General features: G+C 65.1%; 16 protein-coding genes. 8 read left to right on the top strand and 8 right to left on the bottom strand.

Features of this window, described 5'->3' with window-relative positions; translation table 11 throughout:
• Positions 1–60 precede the first annotated feature (60 nt).
• The 3 genes from G4L39_RS04095 to G4L39_RS04085 form a co-directional block, all read right to left on the bottom strand.
• Positions 61–2,433 carry a glycoside hydrolase family 95 protein gene (locus tag G4L39_RS04095; RefSeq protein ID WP_165106133.1) on the bottom strand — a complete coding sequence of 791 codons (2,373 nt, stop codon included), beginning with the start codon at positions 2,431–2,433 and terminating at the stop codon, positions 61–63.
• 173 nt (positions 2,434–2,606) lie between these two features.
• Positions 2,607–5,033: a ComEC/Rec2 family competence protein gene (locus G4L39_RS04090; protein WP_165106131.1), complete on the bottom strand. Its 2,427-nt coding sequence runs from the start codon at positions 5,031–5,033 to the stop codon at positions 2,607–2,609.
• Positions 5,034–5,053: 20 nt separating this feature from the next.
• Positions 5,054–5,569 (bottom strand): VanZ family protein, encoded by a 516-nt coding sequence (locus tag G4L39_RS04085; RefSeq protein WP_165106130.1) that lies wholly within the window; start codon positions 5,567–5,569, stop codon positions 5,054–5,056.
• Between the two features lie 484 nt (positions 5,570–6,053).
• On the opposite strand from G4L39_RS04085, the gene G4L39_RS04080 reads away from it, so the two are divergent.
• From G4L39_RS04080 to G4L39_RS04065, 4 genes are read left to right on the top strand one after another with little or no spacing between them, the layout of a single operon-like run.
• Positions 6,054–6,713 (top strand): hypothetical protein, encoded by a 660-nt coding sequence (locus tag G4L39_RS04080; protein ID WP_165106129.1) that lies wholly within the window; start codon positions 6,054–6,056, stop codon positions 6,711–6,713.
• Positions 6,710–8,191 carry a tetratricopeptide repeat protein gene (locus G4L39_RS15715; RefSeq protein WP_165106128.1) on the top strand — a complete coding sequence of 494 codons (1,482 nt, stop codon included), beginning with the start codon at positions 6,710–6,712 and terminating at the stop codon, positions 8,189–8,191. Before G4L39_RS04080 ends, G4L39_RS15715 begins: the two co-directional genes overlap by 4 nt.
• 14 nt (positions 8,192–8,205) lie before the next feature.
• Positions 8,206–8,631: a hypothetical protein gene (locus G4L39_RS04070; protein ID WP_205880768.1), complete on the top strand. Its 426-nt coding sequence runs from the start codon at positions 8,206–8,208 to the stop codon at positions 8,629–8,631.
• Positions 8,632–8,634: 3 nt separating this feature from the next.
• Entirely contained in the window at positions 8,635–10,101 is a 1,467-nt protein-coding gene (locus tag G4L39_RS04065; protein ID WP_165106126.1) for a sigma-54-dependent transcriptional regulator, read from the top strand.
• Between the two features lie 42 nt (positions 10,102–10,143).
• Here G4L39_RS04065 and G4L39_RS04060 read toward each other — a convergent pair whose 3' ends face one another.
• Positions 10,144–11,013, bottom strand: a complete 870-nt coding sequence (locus G4L39_RS04060; RefSeq protein WP_165106125.1) for an HD domain-containing protein — start codon at positions 11,011–11,013, stop codon at positions 10,144–10,146.
• A 268-nt stretch (positions 11,014–11,281) separates the two neighbouring features.
• On the opposite strand from G4L39_RS04060, the gene G4L39_RS04055 reads away from it, so the two are divergent.
• The gene (locus G4L39_RS04055; RefSeq protein WP_165106124.1) at positions 11,282–13,543 is read left to right on the top strand and encodes a tetratricopeptide repeat protein; all 2,262 of its coding nucleotides are present in this window, start codon (positions 11,282–11,284) and stop codon (positions 13,541–13,543) included.
• On the opposite strand, the gene nagB is transcribed toward G4L39_RS04055, so the two are convergent.
• The 4 genes from nagB to G4L39_RS04035 form a co-directional block, all read right to left on the bottom strand.
• Complete coding sequence (nagB, locus tag G4L39_RS04050) at positions 13,475–14,350, bottom strand: glucosamine-6-phosphate deaminase (RefSeq protein ID WP_205880767.1); 876 nt, start codon at positions 14,348–14,350, stop codon at positions 13,475–13,477. The genes G4L39_RS04055 and nagB overlap by 69 nt on opposite strands.
• Before the next feature lie 294 nt (positions 14,351–14,644).
• Positions 14,645–15,655 (bottom strand): dihydroorotate dehydrogenase-like protein, encoded by a 1,011-nt coding sequence (locus G4L39_RS04045; RefSeq protein ID WP_165106122.1) that lies wholly within the window; start codon positions 15,653–15,655, stop codon positions 14,645–14,647.
• Positions 15,656–15,731: 76 nt separating this feature from the next.
• Positions 15,732–19,346 carry a pyruvate:ferredoxin (flavodoxin) oxidoreductase gene (nifJ, locus tag G4L39_RS04040; protein WP_165106121.1) on the bottom strand — a complete coding sequence of 1,205 codons (3,615 nt, stop codon included), beginning with the start codon at positions 19,344–19,346 and terminating at the stop codon, positions 15,732–15,734.
• A gap of 196 nt (positions 19,347–19,542) precedes the next feature.
• Positions 19,543–21,063: a hypothetical protein gene (locus G4L39_RS04035; protein ID WP_165106120.1), complete on the bottom strand. Its 1,521-nt coding sequence runs from the start codon at positions 21,061–21,063 to the stop codon at positions 19,543–19,545.
• Between the two features lie 351 nt (positions 21,064–21,414).
• On the opposite strand from G4L39_RS04035, the gene rfbF reads away from it, so the two are divergent.
• Genes rfbF through G4L39_RS04020 form a run of 3 tightly spaced genes read left to right on the top strand, consistent with a single transcriptional unit; the run spans position 21,415 to position 24,538 of the window.
• Positions 21,415–22,194 carry a glucose-1-phosphate cytidylyltransferase gene (rfbF, locus tag G4L39_RS04030; protein WP_165106118.1) on the top strand — a complete coding sequence of 260 codons (780 nt, stop codon included), beginning with the start codon at positions 21,415–21,417 and terminating at the stop codon, positions 22,192–22,194.
• On the top strand, positions 22,173–23,321 hold the full coding sequence (gene rfbG / locus G4L39_RS04025) for a CDP-glucose 4,6-dehydratase (protein ID WP_165106117.1): 1,149 nt from the start codon (positions 22,173–22,175) through the stop codon (positions 23,319–23,321). The genes rfbF and rfbG overlap by 22 nt, the downstream gene beginning before the upstream one ends.
• Complete coding sequence (locus G4L39_RS04020) at positions 23,318–24,538, top strand: class I SAM-dependent methyltransferase (protein ID WP_165106116.1); 1,221 nt, start codon at positions 23,318–23,320, stop codon at positions 24,536–24,538. Before rfbG ends, G4L39_RS04020 begins: the two co-directional genes overlap by 4 nt.
• The last annotated feature ends 1 nt before the right edge of the window (position 24,539 follow it).

Here is a 24,539-nt window from a genome sequence, read left to right as displayed (position 1 = left end):
CATCCCCGACTCGCAGACCCGGCGCCCTCCGGCGCACACACCGGGACCGGAAAGGATGGCCTACGGCTTCCTCTCCTGCAACGAACCGTCCAGCGTCACACTGCCGCCACGGCGCAGCCGCAGAGGTCGCTCCCGACCCTCGTACAGCAGCACACATTCACGACCCGGCCGGCTCCGGACCGTCACCTCCGTCAACCGACCGGCTGCCCAGGCCAGGTCCACCTCGAAACCACCCCGCGCCCGCAACCCCCGCACGTGTCCCTCCGGCCACACCGACGGCAACGCCGGCAGCAAATGCAAAATGAAGCGCCCCTGTTCATCCCTCAGGTGACTCTGAAGCAGCATCTCCGCAATCCCCGCCGTGGCCCCAAAGTTGCCGTCGATTTGGAAGGGCGGATGAGCGTCGAACAGGTTCGGGTACAGGCCGCCGTCGGCACGACTCCCCACCGGCGCCAGCAGGTTCCGCAAAATCTTGTAGGCATGATCGCCATCCAGAAACCGCGCCCAGAGGTTGATCTTCCAGCCCATGCTCCAACCGGTGGCCTCGTCGCCCCGCGCAACCAGGGACCGGCGCGCCGCCTGAAACAGATTCGTCGTGCGCCAGTTGATCTCATGCCCCGGATACACCCCCCAGAGATGCGAGACGTGCCGGTGCTTGTTGTTCGGATCGTCCTTGTCCTCCAGCCACTCCTGCAACTGCCCCCAACGCCCGACCTGATTCGGCGCAATGCGCGCACGCAACCGGTCCAGCTCCGCCGCCAGGGCCTCGTCCCGACCCAGAATCCGCGCCGCCTCGCTCACCGCGGCAAACAACGCACGGATGATCTGATGGTCCATCGTCGGCCCCATCACCAGCCCGCCCTGCTCGGGCGAGTTGGACGGCCCGCTGATGAGCCAACCCGTGCGCGGGTCCTCCACCAGATAATCCACAAAAAACAACGCCGCCTCCTTCATGATGGGATACGCCCGCCGCGCCAGAAACTCACGGTCCTGCCCGTACAAATAATGCTCCCACAAATGCAGGCTCAGCCACGCACCCCCGGTCACCCAGATGCCGTGATTGCTGTGATTGATCGGAGCCGTCCCGCGCCAGAGATCGAAATTGTGATGCAACACCCAGCCCCGCGCATTGTAATGATTCCGCGCCGTGCGCCGACCCGACGTCACCAGCTCCTCCAGCGCATCAAACAACGGTTCATGGCACTCCGCCAAGTGCGTCACCTCGGCCGGCCAGTAGTTCATCTCCACGTTGATGTTGCAGGTGTATTTGCTGTCCCAGGGCGGCCGTAAACTCTCATTCCAGATCCCCTGCAGGTTGGCCGGCTGTGTCCCCGGCCGGCTGCTCGCAATCAACAGGTACCGACCATACTGGAACACCAGCGCCGCCAGTCCCGGATCGTCAGCGTCCCGCGCGCGTCGAAGCCGTTCGTCCGTCGGCAACTCATCCCCCGGACCCCGCCCCAGATCCAGCGTCACGCGACGGAACAGGTCCCGATGCTCCTTCAAGTGAGCACGCCACAGGTCTTCAAAACTCTTGCGACGCACCCGTTCCAACACCGCGTCGCATCGTCCGGCAGGGTCCGCCGAGACATCCTGAAAATTCACGTAACTGGTGGCCGCCGCCAGCAACAACGTCACCTCATCGGCCCGCTCCACCACCAGTTCACCACCCTCGGCCCGCACCGCCCCGCCCTGCACACGAGCCTCCAAAACGGCCCGAAACCGCAGCGGATTGAGGATTTGAATCTTGTTCCTGTCGTCGAAGTCGCGTACTCGCCCCTCCAGAATCAATTGCCGTCCGCCCCGCGCAGTGACCGTGGCGTTGGTGTGCGGACACCGGTAGCCGGCGCGAAACGAGAGGGTCCCCGGCCGATCGACCCTCAGGTGCACCACCAGGACCTGGTCCGGAGCACTCGAAAACACCGTCCGCTCAAAGGCCGCATCACCTGCCACGTAACGAACCCGCACCGCCCCCTCGTCCAGGTTCAGTTCCCTCCGATACGCCACCACCGGACCCCGATCCGCAAACCGCAGCATCAAATCGGCAAACGGTTGATACGGCATCTGACGCAACGGCACGCTCATGAACTCCCGCATGGCCAGTTCCTCCGCCTCCCGTTGCCGTCCCTCAAACAACAACCGGCGCAGCGTTTCCAAATGCCGCCAGGCGCCCGGCCGGGAATAGTCGCGAGGTTCGCCCAGCCAGAGGGTGTCCTCGTTGAACTGGATCCGCTCCTCCAAAACCCCGCCAAACACCATCGCACCCAACCGCCCGTTGCCCACCGGCAGGGCCTCCGTCCATTCGCGGGCCGGTTGCCGGTACCAGAGCACCCAGCGCGATGCATCCCACTCATCCCGGCTTGCAGCCCCCCGAACCCACGCGGTCAGCAACACCGACCCCACCACGAGCCAAAACCCACCGATCTTTCGCATGGCTCGATCATGCACACTCTCTCAACCGTCAGCCAGTCCCAACCCACACCCCTCCCACCACTCCGCAGCGACACAGAACCCCGCCGGCAACCAAAATGCCCAACCTGTCACCCGGTCGCCTCCCGCAACCCCAGCGCCATGTCCCGGACCGTCCCCAACCCGGAGCCGACCTTTCACGGCACATCCGACCGGTCCATCTCCCATCGCCAGCCCCGGGCCGAACTCAGCCGCCACCACCGCCCGTTCCAGCAGCATTCAATCGCGCCCGCCTCGCTGGTGCACCAGAAATTCACACCGTTGCGGCCCAGAATCTCGCGCACCACCCCCAGTTCACGAACCGGCCGGCCCGGCACTCCATCCGCCACAAGGACCCACCGCGGCTTCACCCGCTCCAACAGGACCGGCAACACCCGCACGTCCAGATCCGGCCCGCCCACAATCAGCAGGTCCGCCTCCAGATCCCTTTCCCGCGCCAACAACGTCCGGGCACCTTCCCCGCCCAAACCACCCCACCACAGAAGGCGTATCCCCTGCACCGTCCCCAGCCACACCACCGCGCCGTCCGCGGCACGCCCCCACCGGTCCGCACCGCCCGGATGCAGGACGGTCCCGGCGTCCACCGGCACGCCCCGTTCCACACGGCACACCTCCACACCCGCCTGCTCGACCGCTCCCAGCACCTCCCGCACAACACGAGACCGAACCAATCCCGCTCCCAGGTACAACCGGTCCGACGCAACCCTTTCCGCCACCGCGCCCGCACCTCCGGCGTACGCCGCCAGCGGCGTGCTCACCAGAATCCCGGACAAACGGTTCACCCCCCGGCTTCGCAGATACGGTCCCACCACAAATTCCACATCCTCCGCAGTGCCGGTGTTGATCAGCCAGCTCCGGGGCGAAACGTGCGTCCGGACCCACGCCACGGGCGCTTCAGGCGCCGGGAGCAGGGTCAGCCGTGCATCCCTGCCCGACTCCCAACGTTGCCAGCCACTCAGCCCCAAGCCCACCAATCCGGCCAAAACCCATACCCACCGCCAACCGACCCGGCTCAACGCCCCTACGGCCGCACCCGTCAGCCAGAGGTAGTAGCCCGCCATCTCCGCCATCGAGGGCGCTGCCACGGAAAAACTGCCCCCCGGCACCGCGGCCGCCCACTCACTGGCCTTCAGCATCACCCGCATCCACAACCACGCACTGTGATTGAACAGCTCCCCCATCCATTCCACGAACCCACCGGCCACCCAGCTGCCCACACAACTCATCAGCGCCAGGGCCGCACACGGCACCACCACCAGATTCGCCACCAGGGTCACCGGCGTAAACCAATGAAAATGCCAGGCAATCAGCGGCAGCGACCCGATCCACGCACACGCGGAAACCCCGACACCCTCCAACACCCGCCGTGCCACCCGACGCCACAGTTGCCCCCAACCGCTCGTCAGTTCGGGCGGCAAATACGGATCGGTGCGCAACCAGTTCCGAATCCACCCCTCCACCCGGGGCATCCACAACGCCAAACTCCCCACCACCGCAAACGAAAGTTGGAACCCGGCATGAAACAACTGCCGGGGATCCCACACCAGAATCAGCAGTGCTGCCCACCCCAGCGAGTTCAGCAGGTCCACCGGCCGGTTCAACAGCCACCCGCCGGCCACCACGCTCATCATCAGCGCCGCCCGCACCGCCGAGGGCTGCCACCCGGTGGCCGCCACGTAAAACCAAATCAGAGGCACCACCACACACGCACACACCGGCCGTCGCAACCCTGAAACCTGCAGCAGCACCACCAACAATCCGCTCAACAGCCCGATATGCAGCCCGCTGATCGCAAACACGTGCATCGTCCCGGACCGCATGAACACCTCCGCCGCCTCGTCCGTCAGAGCCGTGCGCCAGCCCAAGGTCATCGCCCGAAGCAAATCCACCGCAGCGTCCCGAGGCAGACCCACCTGTAACCGCCGGGTCGCCCACGCCCCAAACCGATCCGTCCACGGCACCGGCACCTCCGGACCCAACAACCGCCAGTCGGACACGCCGGCCGCCCGCAACTGGTAGTACACACCGCGCCATGCCAGCCACCGTCGGAAATCAAACAGCCCCGGTGCCACCGCCGACGGCGGTTCATCCAACACCCCCTGCACCTCCACCGGCTGCCCCTCATGAAACCCGGCCGGCAATTCGCCCGAAGTCATCACCAGAACCCGACCCCGAGCGGCTTCCCATCGGTCAGACCGATACAATGCGGTCACCTCCAGCCGCGCCAGGGTCCGCAACGAGGTTTCCTCGTCGCGCACACGCATCCGTACCACCGGCGTCTCCAGCAACCGCCCCTGCAAGGTCACCAGGGCCGGCACGCGATCTCCCACCACATGCCGCAAATCCACCGGACAAATGGCCGTGGTTTCCTGCGTCAACGCCAGCACCCCGAGAGCCGCGCAAAGAATCGGAATCAGCCAACCCCGGCCCCGGGGCCACAGCCAACACACCCCCCACAACGCCAGCACAAATACCCACACCCACGGCAACGGAGGACGCAGAAAGGACCCCGCCCAAATTCCACCCGCAAAGTACAGCGCCAGCCAAACCCCCGGACGCCGCATGCCACCGTCCTACCGCTCCGTCACGAACCACCGGCACCCAGCGACGCCGCCGCCCCGGCGGTGCGCTCCTTGCGCGCCGGACTCCGGTACCACCACCGCGTCAGCCCCCACGCAAACGCCAGACCCAGAATTCCACCCGCCGTGTCAAGCAGCACATCCCTCAGACTCCCCTGCCGGTCCGGTACAAACGTCTGATGGTACTCGTCCGTTACCGCATACAGAAACACCACCACCAGGCTCCACACCGCAGGACGCCATTCCCAAAACCGCAACTCCGGTCGTCGCGGCCGCCATAAGGCCCGCCAAACCAGGAACGCCAACACGGCGTACTCGACCACATGCGCCAGTTTCCGCACAACCAACACCGCCACCTCAACCCACGCCTCCGGCCAGTCAGGAAACAACCACCGCACCAACGGACCGATAATGCGGGAAGTTCGCGGTGCCGACGCGCTGTCCGCCGAAGCCGTAAAGATCAGCGCCATCCACAGCCCGACCGGCACCCAATACCACAGCCAACCACGCAACCGTCGCACGCACCACAAACAACCACCAAGCCCCCCACCCCGCAAGCACCCAGCCAGCCCCAATGTCCCCAAAGCCGCAGACGCGCCCAAGGCCTGTTAGAACGGGGCACGGGCATGGGAATCCACGCCACCAAGACTCCTTGAGAAAATGCCGCGCACCCCCCGTACGGGGGCACCCTCGGAGACCGTCAAACCGAACCCGCCGGATTCCTCCTCTGCCTACTCTTGACCCGGGCCGCAAACGCGGCTCAACGGCCGCCAACCCCTGCCAAAGGTCCACCCCACCAGCTGGCCATGAATCACCTCCGGGAAATCTTTGCCTGCAAAATCTGCCTCAAGTCCGGGCACGATTTGCCGATAACGTCCATGAGCAAGTCGTGTCCCTTGCAAGGTGCCAAATGCCGACCCCGGCCGGAACCGGGTTTTGACCGGCCCACCCAAAGCCAGGGCCGGCGGGCCCAACCGCGACCGGGTTCATAGCCGAAGGCCGGCCGTGAAGAACATCGCCAACACCGTATTCGTTCTGGTCTACGACTGCGTCGGGCGGTTGCGCCGACCCGGCCGTCTCACGTGGCAGATTCTTGTTTTGACCCTGGCCACAGAGACAGCCGTCGCCAAAGGGTACCTGACCGAGCTTGGCCCGCCGCCACTGCGATTTACAACGTTACAGGGCGGCAGCACATCCCTATTCACAGACGTCGATATCGTTATTGAGTCACAAATTGCCAAAGCAGCAGAGTCGGCTACGAACCAAACCGTAACCGCTCAAAACCAGTCAACAAAAACCCCAGAAGCCACCAGCGCGCCCAGCACGGCCACCAATGTGGCGGCCCAAACCGTCAACCCCACCACCCCCGGACCAAGCTCGCCGCCAGCCAACCCAACTCCAGCCATGCCCCAATACGAGTTCGTCTTGGCCGACCCGCTGCTGACCACCACAAACACCAGCCCCACCGCCACAACCACCAACACCGTCGGTCCGGCAAGCGATCTGCTTCTCGTGACACCGCAGATGTTGGTGGAGTTTTTTAAACCGACGCCGGGCGTGACCAGCAGCGCGCCCGTCCGGGTCCTCGTGCCGGCGGACATCCAGTTTCAGCCGCCCCTGGCCCGCCCGGCGCCAGCCAGTCAGGCCATATACCGTACCCAGTGAGCGTCGCTTGCAAAATACCTGACCCTCTCAGGTGGCGGCCGGACCTGCGTCCGGGCCGGATCCTCGTGCCCGGACTTTGCGTCGCCGCCCTCCTCTGGCTGGCCGTACAACATCCCGTGTCGGGCGAAGTTGCCACGGCACCCAGCTTCTCAGGTCCCCCGTCCAACACCGTCCCGTCCACGCCCACCCCCGCCCAGGGAACCTCGAACGCCCCCACGCCCAACCTCCTCTCCAATGCCCAGCCCGCCACGGTAACCGCGGCCGAACCTCCCAACCTGGTGGGCCTGGACACCACCAACTCACCCGCACCGCCTCTGGTTTGGCCCCCCAAACGCCCCGAAATCGCCATCGCTGCCGAAACCGCAGACCGTCTCAAACAACTCCAGGGTCAGCTGGAACTGGCCAGGCATCTGCGGCTGACCCGACAAACCGCTCAGGCCACGCCCCTCCTAGTGGAACTTCTCGCCGAAGACGTCCCCGAGGAAATCCAGCGGTCGGCCCTGCTGGAACTGGCCCTGGTCGCGCAGGACGAAAATGATCTGCCGCGCGCCCAGCAGGTTTACGCGCAGTTCGTCCAAAAATGGCCTGCCGACCCCCGCGTGCCGGAGGTGCTCCTTCGCCAGGGGCTGCTCTTTCGCCGCATGGGCCTCAACAACCTCGCCCTGGCCAAGTTCTACAGTGTCATGACCGCGGCACTGGTTTTGAAGACGGATTACTTCGAATACTACCAGCGGCTGGTGCTGCAGGCTCAGATCGAAATCGCCGAAACCCACTACCTCAGCGGGCGATTTGCCGAGGCCGCCGAGTTTTACCAGCGCCTTTTGCGGCAGAACAACCCCTTCCTGAACCGTGCCCTCGTCCAGTACCGATTGATCCGCTCGCTGGCCGCGGTCGGTCGTCACGATGAAGCCGCCAGCCAGGCTTATGACTTCCTGGACCGCTTCCCCGATGCGCCCGAGCAACCCGAGGTACGGTTCCTCCTTGCCACCTCCTTGAAGCAACTGGGACGCAACAGCGAAGCCCTCCAGCAGGTGCTCAAGCTCCTCACCGAACAACGTGCCCGCACGGCCGACCGCCCTGAGGTCTGGGCCTACTGGCAGCGTCGGACCGGAAACGAAATCGCCAACCAACTCTACCGCGAAGGCGATTACACCAGGGCCCTCGACATTTACCTGACACTGGCCCAACTGGATTCCTCGCCGGCCTGGCAACTGCCGGTGCTCTACCAGGTCGGCATGACCTACGAACGCCTGCAACAACCGGAACTGGCCGCCCAAACATACCAGCGGATCCTCGATCGGGTCGGTGAACTGGGCACCAACGCCACCCCGGGCTTGCAAGCCCTGATTCAAATGGCGCGTTGGCGAATGGATTTCGTCAAATGGCAGACCCGGGCGGAGCTGGCCTTGCGGCGTCTGGCCCCGCCCGTCCAAGCCAGCACCACCCCGCTGGAATCGGCCATCCCATCAACACCCTAACCATGAACGCGTCCATGACGGCATCGAGCGAAAACGGTTTGTGGTCGGCCCTCCGGGAATACTGGGCCGTCTGCCAGGAAACCCTGACCCTCTACCGGGAGGAACAACAGCTCCTCCAAAACGGACAAGAGTACCCCGCCTTCCTCTTTTACCGGCGCAGAAAGGACTTGCTTCCAAGATTGGAGAAGGCGTTGACTGAGATTCGGCGGTGGCGCGGGCAGATTCGGAGCGGCGACCCGGCGGTCCCCGTTCCCGGGACCGAGCTGCGCGCCCTGACCGACGAGATCCAAACCATGCTGATGCGAATCCTCCAGTTGGATCGCGACAACCGGCAGGCCCTGCTGGGAAGGGGATTACTGCCGGCCGATCACCTGCCCAAGCCGGCCGCCCAGCAGCCTCATTACGTCGCCAACCTATACCGTCGTCACTCCGCGGCCTGAAGCATGCCGATCGAGAAAATCATCGTCCTGGAAGACGACGCCATCCTGCGCAACAACTTGGCGCAGACGCTGCGGCGCCGCCGCTACGACGTGGCCCTGGCCTCCACCATCGCCGAGGCCCAGGAATACCTCCAGGCGGACAATTTCGACCTCATCATCCTGGACGTCCGGCTTCCGGACGGCGACGGCACCGACCTGCTCAAAGCCCTGCAACAACGGCCCCAACGGCCCCTGGTGGTCATCACCACCGGCTTCGGCAGCGTCGAATCAGCCGTCGAATGCATGAAAAACGGCGCATTCGACTACCTCATCAAACCCTTCTCCACCGAGCAGATCGAAGTCGTCCTTCGCAAGGCCGAGGAATTCACCCAACTCCTCAAGGTCAACCGGTTCCTCTCCCAGGAAACCGACGAGGCCGAACAGGAGCTCCTCGGCAACAGCCCCGCCATGCAGGAGCTCCGGCAGTTGATCCGCAAGGTCGCCCGGACCCAGGCCACCGTCCTCATCCAGGGCGAAAGCGGCACCGGCAAGGAACTGGTGGCACGCGCCATCTACCGGGAAAGCCCGCGTGCCAACGGCCCCTTCATCAAGGTCAACTGCGCCGCCATTCCCGAAAACCTCATCGAAAGCGAATTTTTCGGCCACGAAAAGGGCGCCTTCACCGGCGCCATCGCCAAACGCGAAGGACGGTTCGAGCTCGCCCACGGCGGCACCATCCTCCTGGATGAAATCAGCGAAATCTCCACCAGCGTCCAGGCCAAACTGCTGCGCGTGCTGCAGGAACGCGAATTCGAACGCGTCGGCGGCACCCGCACCATCAAGGTGGATGTCCGCGTCATCGCCACCACCAACCGCAACCTCGAACAGAGCGTCGAACGTAAAGAGTTCCGCCAGGACCTCTTCTTCCGCCTCAACGTCGTGCCCATCCACCTGCCCCCACTGCGCGAACGGCGTTCCGACATCATCCCGCTGGCCGAGGAATTCATGCGCCGGTTCAGCCGCAAACACGGCGTTCACGTCAAAGGCTTCTCCGAGGCGGCCCTGGCGGCACTGCAATCCCACTCCTGGCCCGGCAACGTCCGCGAACTCCAAAACGTGGTGGAACGGGCCGTCATCCTCTGCGGCGACGACGGCCTGATCGAACCCGGCCACCTCGGCCTCGCCACCCCCATCCAGCTGCATTCCAGCCCGCCCACGGACCCACAACCCACCGCTGTGCCGGCCGCCCGACCCGGTCCGGCACCCGACGGCCACTTCCCCACCCTGGCCGAGCTCGAAAAACAACATATCCTGGCGGCGCTCGACTACTGCAAGGGCAACCGCACCCACGCAGCCCGAATCCTCGGCATCAGCATCCGCACCCTCCGCAACAAACTCCACGAAATCCACGGCACCCGGCCCCAGGCCGAAGACAAGGAAGACCAACCCGATACAAACCCCGAAGTCACCACCGCCGAAACCGGAGACTGACCCCTCCTCACCCGGCCCGGCCCACGCACGCCGGGTCGGCCCTTACCCCTGCCCGCCGCCCGATCCGCCCCCAAACCGCTGCCGCAAACGCTCCATGTGCGCCTCAATCCGTTCCAGGTACTCGTTCGGGCCGTCCGGATAGGGATCGCTCAGGTACCGGTACAAACCCCGAAACTCCCGTTCCAGCCTCGGCCGGGCCCAGTCCGTCCAAAACGACGGCGTCCGCCGCAACAGGTCCTCCGAACTCCGGTACGAGGCCACGTAACTCTCCGGATCCCGCACGTACGCAGCCGCCTCGGCAAACTCCTCGTACAACGCCGGAAGCTTTTCCAGGTAATCCTCCGCTGCCATCTGCGCCAGCACATCCGCCGTGCCCAACGCACAACCCACCAGCCGCTCCGACTCATCCCCAAAAGGCAATTGCGCCGGCTCCGCATCCGCCCCGGTGCACAAAATCATGTTCTCCACCGCGCGAATGTCCTCCTCCGGATAACCCCGCCCCTCCAAAAATACCCGCGCAAACTCGGCACTCCGTCGGACGTGCACCAACGTGTACTTCGCCCCCGTCCCCTCCGTGTCCCCAGAACGCTTCAAGTAACCCGTATCGTGAAACAGCACCGCCACCAAACCCAGCTCAAAACAACGCCGCGTCAGCCGCGGCTCCGACCCCGCCCGATGCCAGTTCAACAACAACCGCGCAAAACACAGCGTCTCCTGCAACGTGTGCTCCAGGTCGTGGTACCCCGTGTCCGCAGGCTGATAACCCGGCAACTCGCCCCGAAACGCCTGCACCGCCCAACCAAACACCCGCGAAACAAACAAAGGATCGCCCTCCGGAAACATCTCCGCATACGCGGCCTGCACCACAGCAGCCACCGCGTGAGGGTCACGGGAGCTCACGTGCACCGGCATGGCGCCCCAAAACCTACAAGGACCGACCCGTTCGTGCACGACTTTTCCAACCCCTGTCCGCCCCACCCCGGCCCGGCCCCTCACATCCCCCAACCGCGTCTCCGCAGGCCAACCCAACCATTGTCTCATCCAGAATCGCCCATCCGCTGGCGCCACTCAAACGATGCCTCTATCCTCAAACCGCACCCGGCGAGACCGGAGCCGACCAACCGAGCCCGTGAAGCAGCGCACCGCCAAACCAAGCCAAACCGCCCGCCCACCTCATCCAATGGCGGTGGCCTGGCCCGCCGTTGTCGCTGCCCTGCTCTGGTGCCTCCTCCCGGACAGTCCGGCCCCGTCCCCGGGCCTCACCGCAGGTGCACCCGATGCACCCGCCACCCTCACTCCGGCCGACCGCGCCGCTTTCAGCCGCTACGCCGGCTCCCACGCCTGCGCCCATTGCCACCGCACCGCCTACAACGATTGGTTCTACTCCCACCACGCCCGTGCCGAACGTGAACTGCACCCGGTCCGCGATACCGACCCCTTCCGCCCCCCTCATCACGTGACCCTCACCAGCGAATCCATCACACTCTCCACCACCAACGGCACCCCCCAAATCACCGTCACCAGCACCCACGGTCCCACCCTCATCCACCAAACCTGCCGCGCCATCGGCGTAGCCCCCCTGGTCCAATACCTCGTCCCACAACCCGGCGGCCGCTTCCAAATCACACCGGTCGCCCACGACCCCGCCCGACACGAATGGTTCCACGTCTTCGGCACCGACGAACGGCTCCCCGGCGAATGGGGTCACTGGACCGGCCGCGGCATGAATTGGAACTCCATGTGCGCCGCATGCCACAACACCGCCCTCCGAAAAAACTATCAACCCGACACCGACCGCTACGCCACCACCCTCCTCGAACGCGGCGTCGGATGCGAAGCCTGCCACGGTCCCCTGCGCGACCACGTCCTGTGGCAACGCCAAAATCCGGGCCGTAAGCCCGATCCCACCCTCGCGCGCCTCACCCCGCGCCAGCACCTGGAAACCTGCGCCTCCTGCCACAGCCGCCGAACCGAACTGACCGGCACCTTCCAGCCCGGCCACGCCTTCGATGACCATTTCCTCCTCGCCATGGTGGACGACACCGACACCTTTTACCCCGACGGCCAGGTGCGCGACGAAAACTTCGAATGGGCAGCCTTTCTCGGCAGCCGCATGCACGACGCCCAAATCCGCTGCACCGACTGCCACAACCCCCATACCGGCCGTGTCCGCCACCGGGGAAACCTCCTCTGCCTCCAATGCCACGCCGCCGGTCGCCATCCCGGGGCCCCCGCCATCAACCCCCTCACACACTCCCATCACCCAGCAGGCACCACCGGCGACCAATGCATCGCCTGTCATATGCCCGTCACCGTCTACATGCAGCGGCACCCGCGTCACGACCATGGATTCACCCTGCCCGATCCGTGGCTGACCCTCCACTTCGGCATCCCCAACGCCTGTAACCGTTGCCACACCAACCAGACCGCGGAATGGTCCCTCCAACACGTCCGCGCCTGGTACCGCGAAGATCGCTTCACCCGCACCCGCACACGCACTGCGGCCATCGTGGCCGCCCGGGCCTGCCAACCCAACGCGTGGCAGGACATCCTCCACACCCTGCAGGGCCAAACCAACGCCTATTGGCGGGCCGTCCTCGTCAGGTTCCTCGGTCCCTACGCCGAACATCCCCCGGTGTCATCCACCCTCGCCCAAACCTGCCTGGATCCATCGCCCCTCGTCCGGCTGGCCACCGTGCAAGCCCTGCAACAGGCCATGGAGCGGCAGGCGACCGATCCAACCCCGCTCCTCCGGCGCGCACTCGCCGACCCGGTTCGTAATGTCCGCATCGCCGCCGCATGGGCCCTCCGGGCTTCGTTGGACCCATCGCACCCGGCCCACCGGGAGCTCCAGGACCACCTCCGCTATCATGCCGACCAGCCATGGGGACAGTTTCAAATCGGACTCTACCACCGGGACCGCGGCCGGCTCGATCAGGCCCGCTTCGCGTTGGAACGGGCCGTCGCTTGGGATCCCTCTTCCATCCCGCCGCGTGTGGCCCTGGCCACCGTGGCCAGCGCACTGGACGATCCCCATACCGCAGTGGAACAACTCGAAACCGCCAGCCGCCTGGCCCCCACCAACGCCGATGTGTTGTTTTTACTCGCCCTGGCCCTGCACGAAACCGGCAACCTCCCACGGGCACGCGAGTCCCTGGAACAAACCGTGCAACTGGACCCGAAACACGCCGGCGCCTGGTATAATCTCGGCCTTGCCCGCGCCGCCCTCGGCGACCTCCAACCCGCCCTCGACGCCCTGGGGACAGCCGAGACGCTTGAACCTGACAACCCGCGCATCCCCTTCGCCCGGGCCACCGTGCTGGCACGACTGCAACGATGGGAGGAAACCCGGGCCGCTGCTGCCCGGGCCTGGTCACTCGGACTGAACTCGCCCGAGGTCCGATCCTTCCTGCAGGCCGGTCCCGGGTCCGCCCCGCCCTGACACACCCCAACCGGCCGGCCCTTGCCGGTACCACGCCCAATCCGGCTCGTTCTCAAACAACCAGCGGCAGTAGTCCCTCAGGCTCAACAAGGACGCCGCCGCTTCATCCAGGACCACCGTGCAACGCGGATGCAATTGCAGGGCCGACGCAGGCACCATGGACGTAATCGGCCCTTCCACGGCCCGGGCCACCACCTCCGCCTTCTCCAATCCCAACGCCACCAACACACACCAGCGCGCCTCCAGAATGGTACCCACGCCCATCGTCACGGCCCGGCGCGGCACCCGATCCTCCCCACCACACGCGGCCGCGTTCTGCCGAATCGTCACCGGAGTCAACATCTTCACCCGCGTGCGCGACTGCAACGAGGACAACGGTTCATTGAACCCGATGTGCCCCGCTCGGCCAATCCCCAAAAGCTGCAGGTCAACGCCACCCGCAGCGCGAATCTGCTCCTCGTACCGGAGGCATTCCGCCTCCAGATCCGCCGCCATGCCATCCGGCAGATGCACATTCGCCGGTTGAAGATTCACATGCCGGAAAAAGTGCTCCTGCATCCAATGCCGGAACGACCGGGGATCGTCCGATGAAACCCCGACATACTCGTCCAGGTTGAACGTCCGACACCGGGAAAAATCCAGTCCCTCCTCGCGATGCAAACGGACCAGTTCCCGGTACACCCCCTCCATCGTCCGTCCCGTGGCCAGACCCAACACCAGGTCCGGTCGGGCCCGCACCGACCGGGCCACCACCCGCGCCACCAACCGCACGGCTTCCTCCGCCGTGGACAGCACAATCACTTCCACACCCCCACTACACCACAGACCGACCCGCGGGCACAGCCAATCCAGCCCGTCAGCCTGCCAGAAAGCCGGCATGCCGGGTCGGCCTTGACAAAACCCCTGCAGCGCCGCCTCACCAACGCGAAAGCCCCTCCGGCCCGACCACCCTCATCGGAGAACAGACACCTGCTCGGCAGTCCTCTGCCCTTCCAGGAGAATCCCGGACTGTTGAATGGTCCCACCCGCCGCCCCCTGCGGGATGGATCAACCCGCTCAAACGTTCGCCAACGCGCAGACCGCAGTCCCGCCGGGCCCGCCTCAGGAACCCCGGGCCGGCGGCACCGGATACGTGGTGAGGGCCCGCATGTACTGCGCCCGCTCAAATGCGCTGGGATCCGGACAGTTTTTCTGGCTCATGCTGCCCTTCAGCTGGGCCACCGACTCGTACTCGTGCTCCTCGAGCCACGCGATCATGTCGCGTTTCACCGTGCCCAGGTGCTGCGGCCCGTGCCGCAACAGCGCCGAGCACATCATCGTCACGTCCGCCCCCGCCATCAGCAACTTGATCGCGTCGGTTGCCCGGTGCACTCCACTGGTCGCCGCCAGACTCGCATTCAACCGCCCGTACAAAATTGCAATCCACCGCAGCGGCAGTCGCATCGCCATCGGCGTGCTCAGCAGCACATTGGGCCGGATCTCCAGCGTCTCCAGGTCAATGTCCGGCTGATAGAAACGGTTGAACAGCACCAGACCGTTGGCCCCCGCAGCCACCAACCGCTTGGCCACATGCGCAAAATTCGTGAAAAACGGGCTGAGCTTCACCGCCACGGGAATCGTCACCGCACTCCGCACCGCCCGCACAATCTCCACGTACGTATCCTCGATCTCGGCGGAGCTCTGATCCGGATCGGTCGGGATGTTGTAGATGTTGAGCTCCAGCGCGTCGGCGCCCGCCTCCTGCATCTTGCGGGCGTAGTCCGTCCACCCTCCGAGGGTGGAACCGTTGAGGCTGGCGATCACCGGAATCCGCAACGCCTTCTTCGCACCCGCGATCAGTTCCAGATAATCCTCCGGACCCAGCCGGAACTCCGACGGCTCGGGGAAATAGGTCAACGCCTCCGGATAACTCTCCACCCCGTGGGAAAGATGGTAATCGAGCTCCGCACTTTCGATCCGCAGCTGCTCCTCAAACAGCGAGTGCAACACCACCGCGGCCGCGCCCGCGTCCTCCAGCCGCTTCAGATCGTCCAGCTTCTCCGTCAACGGCCCCGCCGAGGGCACCAACGGATGCTCCAGCGTCAGCCCCAGGTAGGTGGTTTTCAGGTCCATGGCTTCTAGCGTGCGTTGGCGGTTGGGTTCCGGACGGCGGTGCGCCCGCCGGACGCACCGCCGCAACAAACAACCTTTATGCGGTGGTCGCCGTCACCGCGGCCGCCTCGGGCTGTTGCCCGTTGCCGTTGTTCCGGCGGGAGGCCAGATAGGCGAAGAATTTCCACCGGGCTTCCACGTCGTGCTGGGCCTGCTCGAAGAGTTTCCGGGCCTCCTCCGGCCGGCTCTTCAACAGCATCTTGAACCGGTTTTCGCTCAGCAGATACTCCTCCAGCTTCGCCCGCGCAGCCGGCGAATCCAGTTGCAGCGGGTTCTCGCCGGCGGCCGCCCGGCGCGGATCATACCGGTACAGCAGCCACTGCCCCGAATCCACCAGCAGTTTCTGCTGCCGCGCACCCGCGCCCATGTCGAGCGGGATCCCGTGGGCGATGCAGTGACTGTAGGCGATGATGATCGAGGGCCCGGGATACGACTCCGCCTCGAGGAACGCCCGCAACGTATGCTCATCGCGCGCGCCCATGGCCACACTGGCCACGTAAATGTGCCCGTAGGTCATGCAGATCAGCCCCAGGTCCTTCTTCGGCGTGGTCTTGCCCGCGGCGGCAAATTTGGCCACGGCACCGCGCGGGGTGGCCTTGGACATTTGACCGCCGGTGTTCGAGTACACCTCGGTGTCCAGCACCAGCACGTTCACGTCCCGCTGGTTGGCCAGCACATGGTCCAGCCCGCCATAACCGATGTCGTAGGCCCAGCCGTCCCCGCCCACAATCCACACGCTCTTGTGCACCAGCGCGTCGGCAATCGGCAGCAGCAACCGCGCCTCCGGCGAGCCGTTGCCCCGGAGCTTCTCCTTCAGGACCGCCACCCGCTCCCGTTGCTCGTAAATCCCCGCCTCGTCGCGTGCCTTGCTGCCCTCAATCAGAGCCGTGACCAGGTCGTCCCCCAGCACCGGCGCCAGCTTCTTCACCAGCTCACAGGCAAACTCGCGCTGCTTGTCCAGGCTGACACGAAAGCCAAACCCGAACTCGGCATTGTCCTCGAACAACGAGTTGCACCAGGCCGGCCCGCGCCCGTGCGCGTCCACGGTGTAGGGTGTGGTCGGCAGATTGCCCCCGTAAATGGACGAGCAACCCGTGGCATTGGCGATCAACAGCCGGTCGCCAAACAACTGGGTGAGCATCTTGATGTAGGGCGTCTCGCCGCAACCGGCGCACGCACCGCTGAACTCAAACAACGGCGGCAACACCTGCTGGCTCCGCAACTGGGTCAGCTTCACCCTGCGCCGATCCACCTCCGGCAGCCGCAGGAAGAACTCCCAGTTCTCCCGCTCCTGATCGCGCAGGGGCGCCTGCGGCCGCATGTTGATGGCCTTGAGCTTGGGCTCCTGCTTGTTGCGGGCCGGGCAGACTTCCACGCAAAGGGCGCAACCGGTGCAATCCTCCGGCGCCACCTGCAGGGTGAACTTCAACCCCTTCCAATCCGGATTCCGCGCATCCGTGCTCTTGAACGTGGGTGGTGCGCCCTCAAGGTACTTCGGCTCGTACACCTTCATCCGGATGGTGGCATGCGGACAGATCGCCACGCACTTGGCGCACTGGATGCACACCTTCTCGTCCCAAACCGGAATCTCCAGCGCAATGTTCCGTTTCTCGTACCGGGCCGTCCCGGTGGGGAACGTGCCGTCCGCCGGGAACGCGCTCACCGGCAGTTCGTCGCCCCGGTTGAGCGCCAGCTTGCCCAGCACGTTCCGCACAAACTCGGGAGCGTCCTCCGTCACGCCGCCCCGCAGCTCGCGCGTGCTGGTCACGCGGTCGGGCACCTTTACCTCGTGCAGATTGGCCAGCGTGTTCTCCACCGCCTGGATGTTCTTCTGCACCACTTCCTCGCCCTTGCGACCGTAGGTCTTCCGAATGGCCTCCTTGATCTTCTCAATGGCCTCCTCCCGCGGCAGCACCCCTGCCAGGGCGAAGAAACACACCTGCATGATCGTGTTGATGCGGCCGCCCATCCCGCTGGCCCGCGCCACACTGGTGGCGTCGATCACAAAGAACCGCGCCTTCTTCTTGATCAGCCCCTCCTGCACCACCCGCGGCAGGTGATCCCAAACCTCGTCCGGACCATACGGCGTGTTCAACAGGAACGTCCCGCCCTCCACCAGCGGCTCCGTCACATCGTACCGCTCCAAAAACACCGGCTGATGACAGGCCACAAAATTCGCCCGGCTGATCAGGTAGGTCGACCGGATCGGCCGCGGCCCGAACCGCAAATGCGACACCGTCATCGAACCCGACTTCTTCGAGTCGTACACGAAATAACCCTGGGCGTAATTGTCCGTCTCCTCGCCAATGATCTTGATCGAGTTCTTGTTCGCACCCACCGTGCCGTCCGAGCCCAGCCCGTAAAACAACGCCCGGACCACATCGTCGCTCTCGGTCGAGAAGTTCGGATCGTATTCCAGACTGGTATGCGTGACGTCATCGTGGATGCCCACCGTGAAGTGCTTCTTCGGCACCTCGGCGGCCAGATTGTCAAACACCGCCTTCACCATCGCCGGGGTGAACTCCTTCGACGACAAACCGTACCGACCGCCCACCACCCGCGGCATCCGTTCAAAACGGGCCCAGCCGTTCTGCTGGGCCTCCAGCAACGCCGACACACAGTCCTGATACAACGGTTCCCCGGCCGACCCGGGCTCCTTCGTTCGATCCAGCACCGCAATGGCCCGAACCGTCGGAGGCAACGCCGCAACAAACCGGCGCACGTCAAACGGCCGGAACAATCGCACCTTCACCACCCCCACCTTCTCGCCCTGCTCCACCAAATACTCCACCGTCTCATGGGCCGTCTCGCAGCCGGACCCCATCAGCACAATCACCCGCTCCGCATCCGGCGCCCCCACATAATCGAACAGGTGATACTGCCGTCCCACCCGCGCCGCCAGCTCGTCCATCACCTTCTGCACAATATCCGGACACGCCAGATAGAACGGATTGGCCGCCTCCCGCGCCTGGAAAAAGGCGTCCGGATTCTGGGCCGTACCGCGCAACACCGGATGATCCGGCGAAAGCGCACGGTTCCGATGCGCTTCCACGGCCTCCATGTCCATCAAGGACAGCATCACCTCATCCGGGATCATCTCGATCTTCTGAACCTCATGCGAGGTGCGGAATCCGTCGAAGAAATGCACAAACGGCACCCGGGCGCGGAACGTGGCCGCCTGCGCCACCAGCGCAAAGTCCATCGCCTCCTGCACCGAGGCGGCCCCCAACATTGCAAAACCGGTCGCCCGCGCCGCCATGATGTCGCTGTGATCCCCAAAGATGGACAGCGCATGCGTGGCCACGGTGCGCGCACTGACATGAATCACCGCGGGCAACAGTTCGCCCGCAATCTTGTACATGTTGGGGATTTTCAACAGCAGCCCCTGTGACGCCGTAAACGAGGTGGCCAGCGCACCGGTCTGCAGCGCCCCGTGCAGTGCACCGGCCGCCCCCGCCTCACTCTGCATCTCCACCACCGTGGGAATTGTGCCCCACAAATTCCTCTTACCCTCGGCCGCCCACTGATCACACCATTCCGCCATCGGCGAAGAAGGTGTGATCGGATAAATGCACATCACCTCATTCAGACGGTACGCCACATGGGCCACCGCCTCATTGCCGTCCACGGTGACAAACCTCTTCGAGCTCATGCTTCGTCCCCGAAAATCCTTCTTGTTGGCCTGCGCCCCGGGCCCACACAGGACCGGCGCCGGTCCATCTTGCGTGCGGTCCCAGCCCGACCGCCTGCCCGTACACTACCCCGAACCCGTCCCTCGGCCAGTCGTTTTTTGCCAATCTACGATCAAACTTTGTTCGGTCCCGGCCGGTCTCCTGCCCCACCACCACTCAGCCTGGCACGCCCGGTCCCCGGAACAAAAACCGCCAGTAACCGGTCCCCAGGCCCCGTGCACCCTCGCGCGGCCATTTCCAATGGTTGTAAACCCCGTGGACCACCAACGGGGCCAAAACCATCGCACCCAAGCCCAGAGAACTGAAATGCAACAGCACCAGGACCAAACCAAAACTGACCAGATTCGACACAATGATCGGCCAGGTGAACGGCGTGCGATTCTCCGTGCTGATCAGGGTTCCCCAAAGGATGTAATTCATTTCCAGGAACCCGTGCAGGGCCAGCAAACCCAGCCACGGCATCGGCAGCAACTGCTTGTCCGGATGCCACCGCTGCAACAGCCACGGCACCGCCAGCACCATGGCCACCGCCAGCCCCACGTAGGTCAAATACTGCAACCAGACCCGCGGCCAGAACACCCGCCGCATCGTCGCCAGATCCTGCCGGATCCTGAGCTGCCCCAGATACGGCCACTTCACCGACGTCCAGACCTGGGCCATCCCCGAGCAAATGTTCAACAATTGCAACGTGAACCCGTACCGGCCGCTGGCCTCCAGGCCCAGCATGGGCAAACAAATCAAGGTGTTCGCCTGACCCGCCAGGTAAAAGCTGAACAACTGCAGCCCAATCCGCCAACTGTTGGGCCAGAGCGTCCCGATCAACCGTCGCACTGTCAGGGGATCGGTCCCGCCCGGCGGCTCCGGCCCCAGAAGGGACAAAACCTCGCGCCGGGCCAGCGCCCGCTGCACCATGGAAGCCACCAGCCCGGCCAACGGCACGCTCAACAACCCCCCGCCGGCCAGCAACAGGACGCAGCTGAGGGTGATTTTGATCACCTGGGCCAGCGTGACCTGACGGGTGCTGCTGAGCACCCGGTCCATGCCCCGCAAGAACACGTTCCACCAGCCAGTGTAGATCTCCCACAACACCGAAAGCAGAGTCAGCCCCCACGCCACCCAGGTCAGCGCCGGTTGACTGGTCTGCGGCACCGCCCGCGCCACGGCCCACGTCCCCAAAGCCCCCAGAAACGCCAGCGCCGCCAGCGTCAACAACCGATACAACGCCCGGGTGGTGTGCAACAACCGCCACAACAACTCGCGATTCGGCCCCGTCGCCCCGGGTTCCGGCACAAACCCCAGGGGCCGCAGCTCCCGGGCCCCGCCCATCGCATAACTCACCGCCCGCCCAATGCTGGTCGAAAAGCCAAGGTCCAGAATCGGCACCAGCGACGACAAACTCAGAAAAACAAAATACGTGTTGAAATCCGGCGCTGGCAGACGACTCACCAACAGCGGCAATACCACCACCCCGGCCGTCAAGCGCAGGCCGTTCATCACCCACGACCACACCACGGCCGAACGCCACAGCCGCTGCGTCACCCGCGCCAGCAGCCCCGACTCCGGCCCCGGGGTCGGCTCACTTCCAACACTCCCCACGCCGGCCAATGGAAACATCCACACCCCGCCGGTCAAGCCGCCCTTGACGCCCCACACCCGGGCCCCGCTCCACACCCACACCCACCTGTGCAACCCCCATCCGGCCCGGGCCCGGACGGATTCCAGTCATCGAATGGCCGGCCATGGTTCGGGGTGGCACGCGACCTGTTGGGCGGTGTCCACCGCCATCACCTCCTCAACCGCCCCAGCGGTGTTCTTCCGATTTGCGCGCAGAAACCGTTCACACGGCTCCCCCGCAGGGGTTCGCGCCGCCGGGGCCAAGAACTCCGCAGCCGATCCGAAGCTGCAAAAACCGGGGAAACGCCCCACACCCGCCGCCATGATTCCAAGGTTGTATCCAGCCGTCCGGCCGCGTATTCAAACAGGGCAGCGGCCCCGCAGCATCTCCGGGCCGTCAGCAGCGTGCAAAACATGAAAGTCGTGATCTTTTGCGGCGGAATGGGCACACGACTCCGGGAGGAAACCGAGTTCCGGCCCAAGCCCATGGTGCCAATCGGCGACCGGCCGATCCTCTGGCACATCATGAAACTCTACGCCCATTACGGGCACAAGGAGTTCATCCTCTGCCTCGGCTACAAGGGCGAGATCATCAAGGAATACTTCCGCAACTACCAGTGGTTCACCAGCGACGTCACCCTGCGCCTCGGCCCGCGACCCCGCATCAAATACCACAACCAACACCCCGAGGAGGACTGGGTCGTCACCCTCGTGGACACCGGCCTCCACACCCAGACCGGCGGCCGGCTCAAACGCGCCCTCCGGTTCATCGACGACGACACCTTCCTCTGCACCTACGGCGACGGCCTGACCGACAGCGACATCAACGCCTCCATCGCCTTCCACCGGCGCCAGAAAAAAATCGTCACCATCACCGCCGTCCGACCCACCGGCCGGTTCGGTGACCTGGAAATCGAAGGCGACCGCGTCGTGGCCTTCAACGAAAAACCCGAAAAGCAGACCAACTACATCAACGGCGGTTTCTTCGTCATGGACCGCCGCATCGAACAATACCTCACCGACGACAACTGCGTCCTAGAACGCGAACCCCTGGAACGCCTGGCCGCCGAAGGCCAAATCGCCGCCTGGCGTCACGACGGCTTCTGGCAGTGCATGGACACCTACCGCGAACAACAGCTCCTGACCCAGCTGTGGAACTCGGGTCAGGCCCCATGGAAGGTCTGGGCCCGGTGAACCCCATCCCCACCATCTTCCACGGTTTCTACGCCGGCCGGCGCGTGCTCGTGACCGGCCACACCGGGTTCAAAGGCTCATGGCTCTCCCTGTGGTTGCACCGACTCGGCGCCGAGGTCCACGGCTTCAGCCTGCCGCCGCCCACCCGGCCCTCACTCCACGAACTGCTGCCCGAATCCCTCTTCGCCACCCGCACGGAAGCCGACCTGAGAGATCGCCAGGCCATCGAAACCGTCATCGCCCGCGTCCAACCCGACGTCATCTTCCACCTCGCTGCCCAGGCCCTGGTCCGCCGCTCCTATGCCGAACCCCTCGAAACCTTCCAAACCAATGCCCTCGGGACCGTACACCTCCTCGAAGCCATCCGCCGGTTGGGCCACCGCTGCGTCACGGTCATCGTCACCAGCGACAAATGCTACGAAAACCGCGAATGGGTGTACGCCTACCGCGAAAACGACCCCTTGGGCGGCCACGACGTGTACTCCATGAGCAAGGCCGCCGCCGAGCTGATCGTCCAAGCCTGGGACCGGTCCTTCTTCCGGCCCGACCCGCGGCTGGGTCCACTGGTCACCGCCCGCGCCGGCAACGTCATCGGCGGCGGCGATTACGCCCCGGACAGGATCGTACCCGACTGCGTTCGGGCGCTCCTGGCCAACCAACCCGTCCGCGTCCGCCGTCCCAGGGCCGTGCGCCCCTGGCAGCACGTCCTCGAATGCCTCAGCGGGTACCTCTGGCTGGCCGCTCGCATCGCCCGCGAACCAAAAGACTCGCCCCTCATCGGACCCTACAACTTCGGCCCCGACCCCGCCGCCCAGCAGCCTGTCCAAACCCTCGTGGAAACCTTCCTCCGCCATTGGCCCGGCCAATGGGAAGACGCCTCCGACCCCCACGCACCCCACGAGGCCTCACTCCTGGCCCTGGCCATCGAAAAGGCAGCCGCACTCCTGGGCTGGCGACCCGTCTGGGATTTCGAGCGCGCCGTCGAACAAACCGCCCTCTGGTACCGGCACCGCCACGTCCTCGGTCACCCCGACATGGTCCGCTTTTCGCTCGAACAAATCGCCCACTACGAAGCCGACGCCCAACGAAACAACCTCGCCTGGGCCCAACCCCGCGTCCGACCATGAGCGCCTGCCGTTCCTGCGGACATCCCGAGCTCACCCGCGTCCTGGACCTCGGCCTCCAGCCGCTGGCCAACAACTACCCCAGACCGGAAGACCTTCAAAAACCCGAACCGCGTTTCCCGCTCTGCCTGGCCGTCTGCCCGCGGTGCTGGCTGATGCAAATCACCGACCTGGTCCCGCCGGTCACCCTGTTCTCCGAGTACCTCTACTTCTCCTCCTTCTCCGACGCCATGCTGCGCCACGCCCGCCAGGCCGCAGAACGCTACATCCGCGAATTCAACCTCGGCCCCCACAGTTTCGTCATCGAAATCGCCAGCAACGACGGATACCTCCTCCAAAACTTCGTCGCCGCCCGCGTGCCCTGCCTCGGAATCGAACCCGCCACCAACATCGCCCGCGTCGCCCGCGAAAAAGGCATCCCCACCCTCGAAGCCTTCTTCGGCCTCGCCCTGGCACAACAACTCGCCAGCGAAGGCCGCACCGCCGATCTCGTCCTCGGTAACAACGTCTTCGCCCACGCACCCGACACCAACGACTTCGTTGCCGGCCTGGCCGCGATCCTGCGCCCGCGCGGACGCGTCATTCTCGAGTTCCCCTACGGCGTGGATTTCCTGGAGCGGACCGAGTTCGACACCATCTATCACGAACACGTTTTCTACTTCACCCTGACCCCGCTGATCCCCCTCTTCCAACGGCACGGCTTGGAAATCTTCCACGTCGAACGCATCCCCATCCACGGAGGTTCCCTCCGGCTCTTCGCCGGACGGCGGGGCGAACACCCCGTGCACGATTCCGTACCGGCCCTGCTGGCCGAAGAGCAAAAGCACGGCATCCAAACCCCGAACCCCTACCGCCACTTCGCCCACCGCGTGACGCAATTGCGCGACGAACTCCGCCGGCTGCTCCACCAACTCAAATCCCGCGGCCACCGCCTCGCCGCCTATGGCGCCGCCGCCAAGGGAACCACCCTCCTCAACTACTACGGCATCGGGACCGACCTGCTCGACTTCGTCGCCGACCGCAGCCCCTACAAACAGGGCCGGCTCATGCCCGGCGTGCACCTCCCCATCCGCCCCCCCGAAGCCCTGCTCGAGGAACACCCCGACTACACCCTCCTTCTGGCCTGGAATTTCGCCGACGAAATCCTGGCCCAGCAGGAACCCTACCGCAAAGCCGGCGGCCGGTTTATCCTTCCCATCCCGCAGGTACGTGTGCTCTGAG

Origin of the sequence: Limisphaera ngatamarikiensis, from assembly GCF_011044775.1 — a bacterium.
In the GTDB taxonomy this organism is placed as follows: domain Bacteria; phylum Verrucomicrobiota; class Verrucomicrobiia; order Limisphaerales; family Limisphaeraceae; genus Limisphaera; species Limisphaera ngatamarikiensis.
The sequence above is the reverse complement of the archived record's forward strand: the minus strand, read 5'-3'. Positions and strand labels throughout refer to the sequence as shown.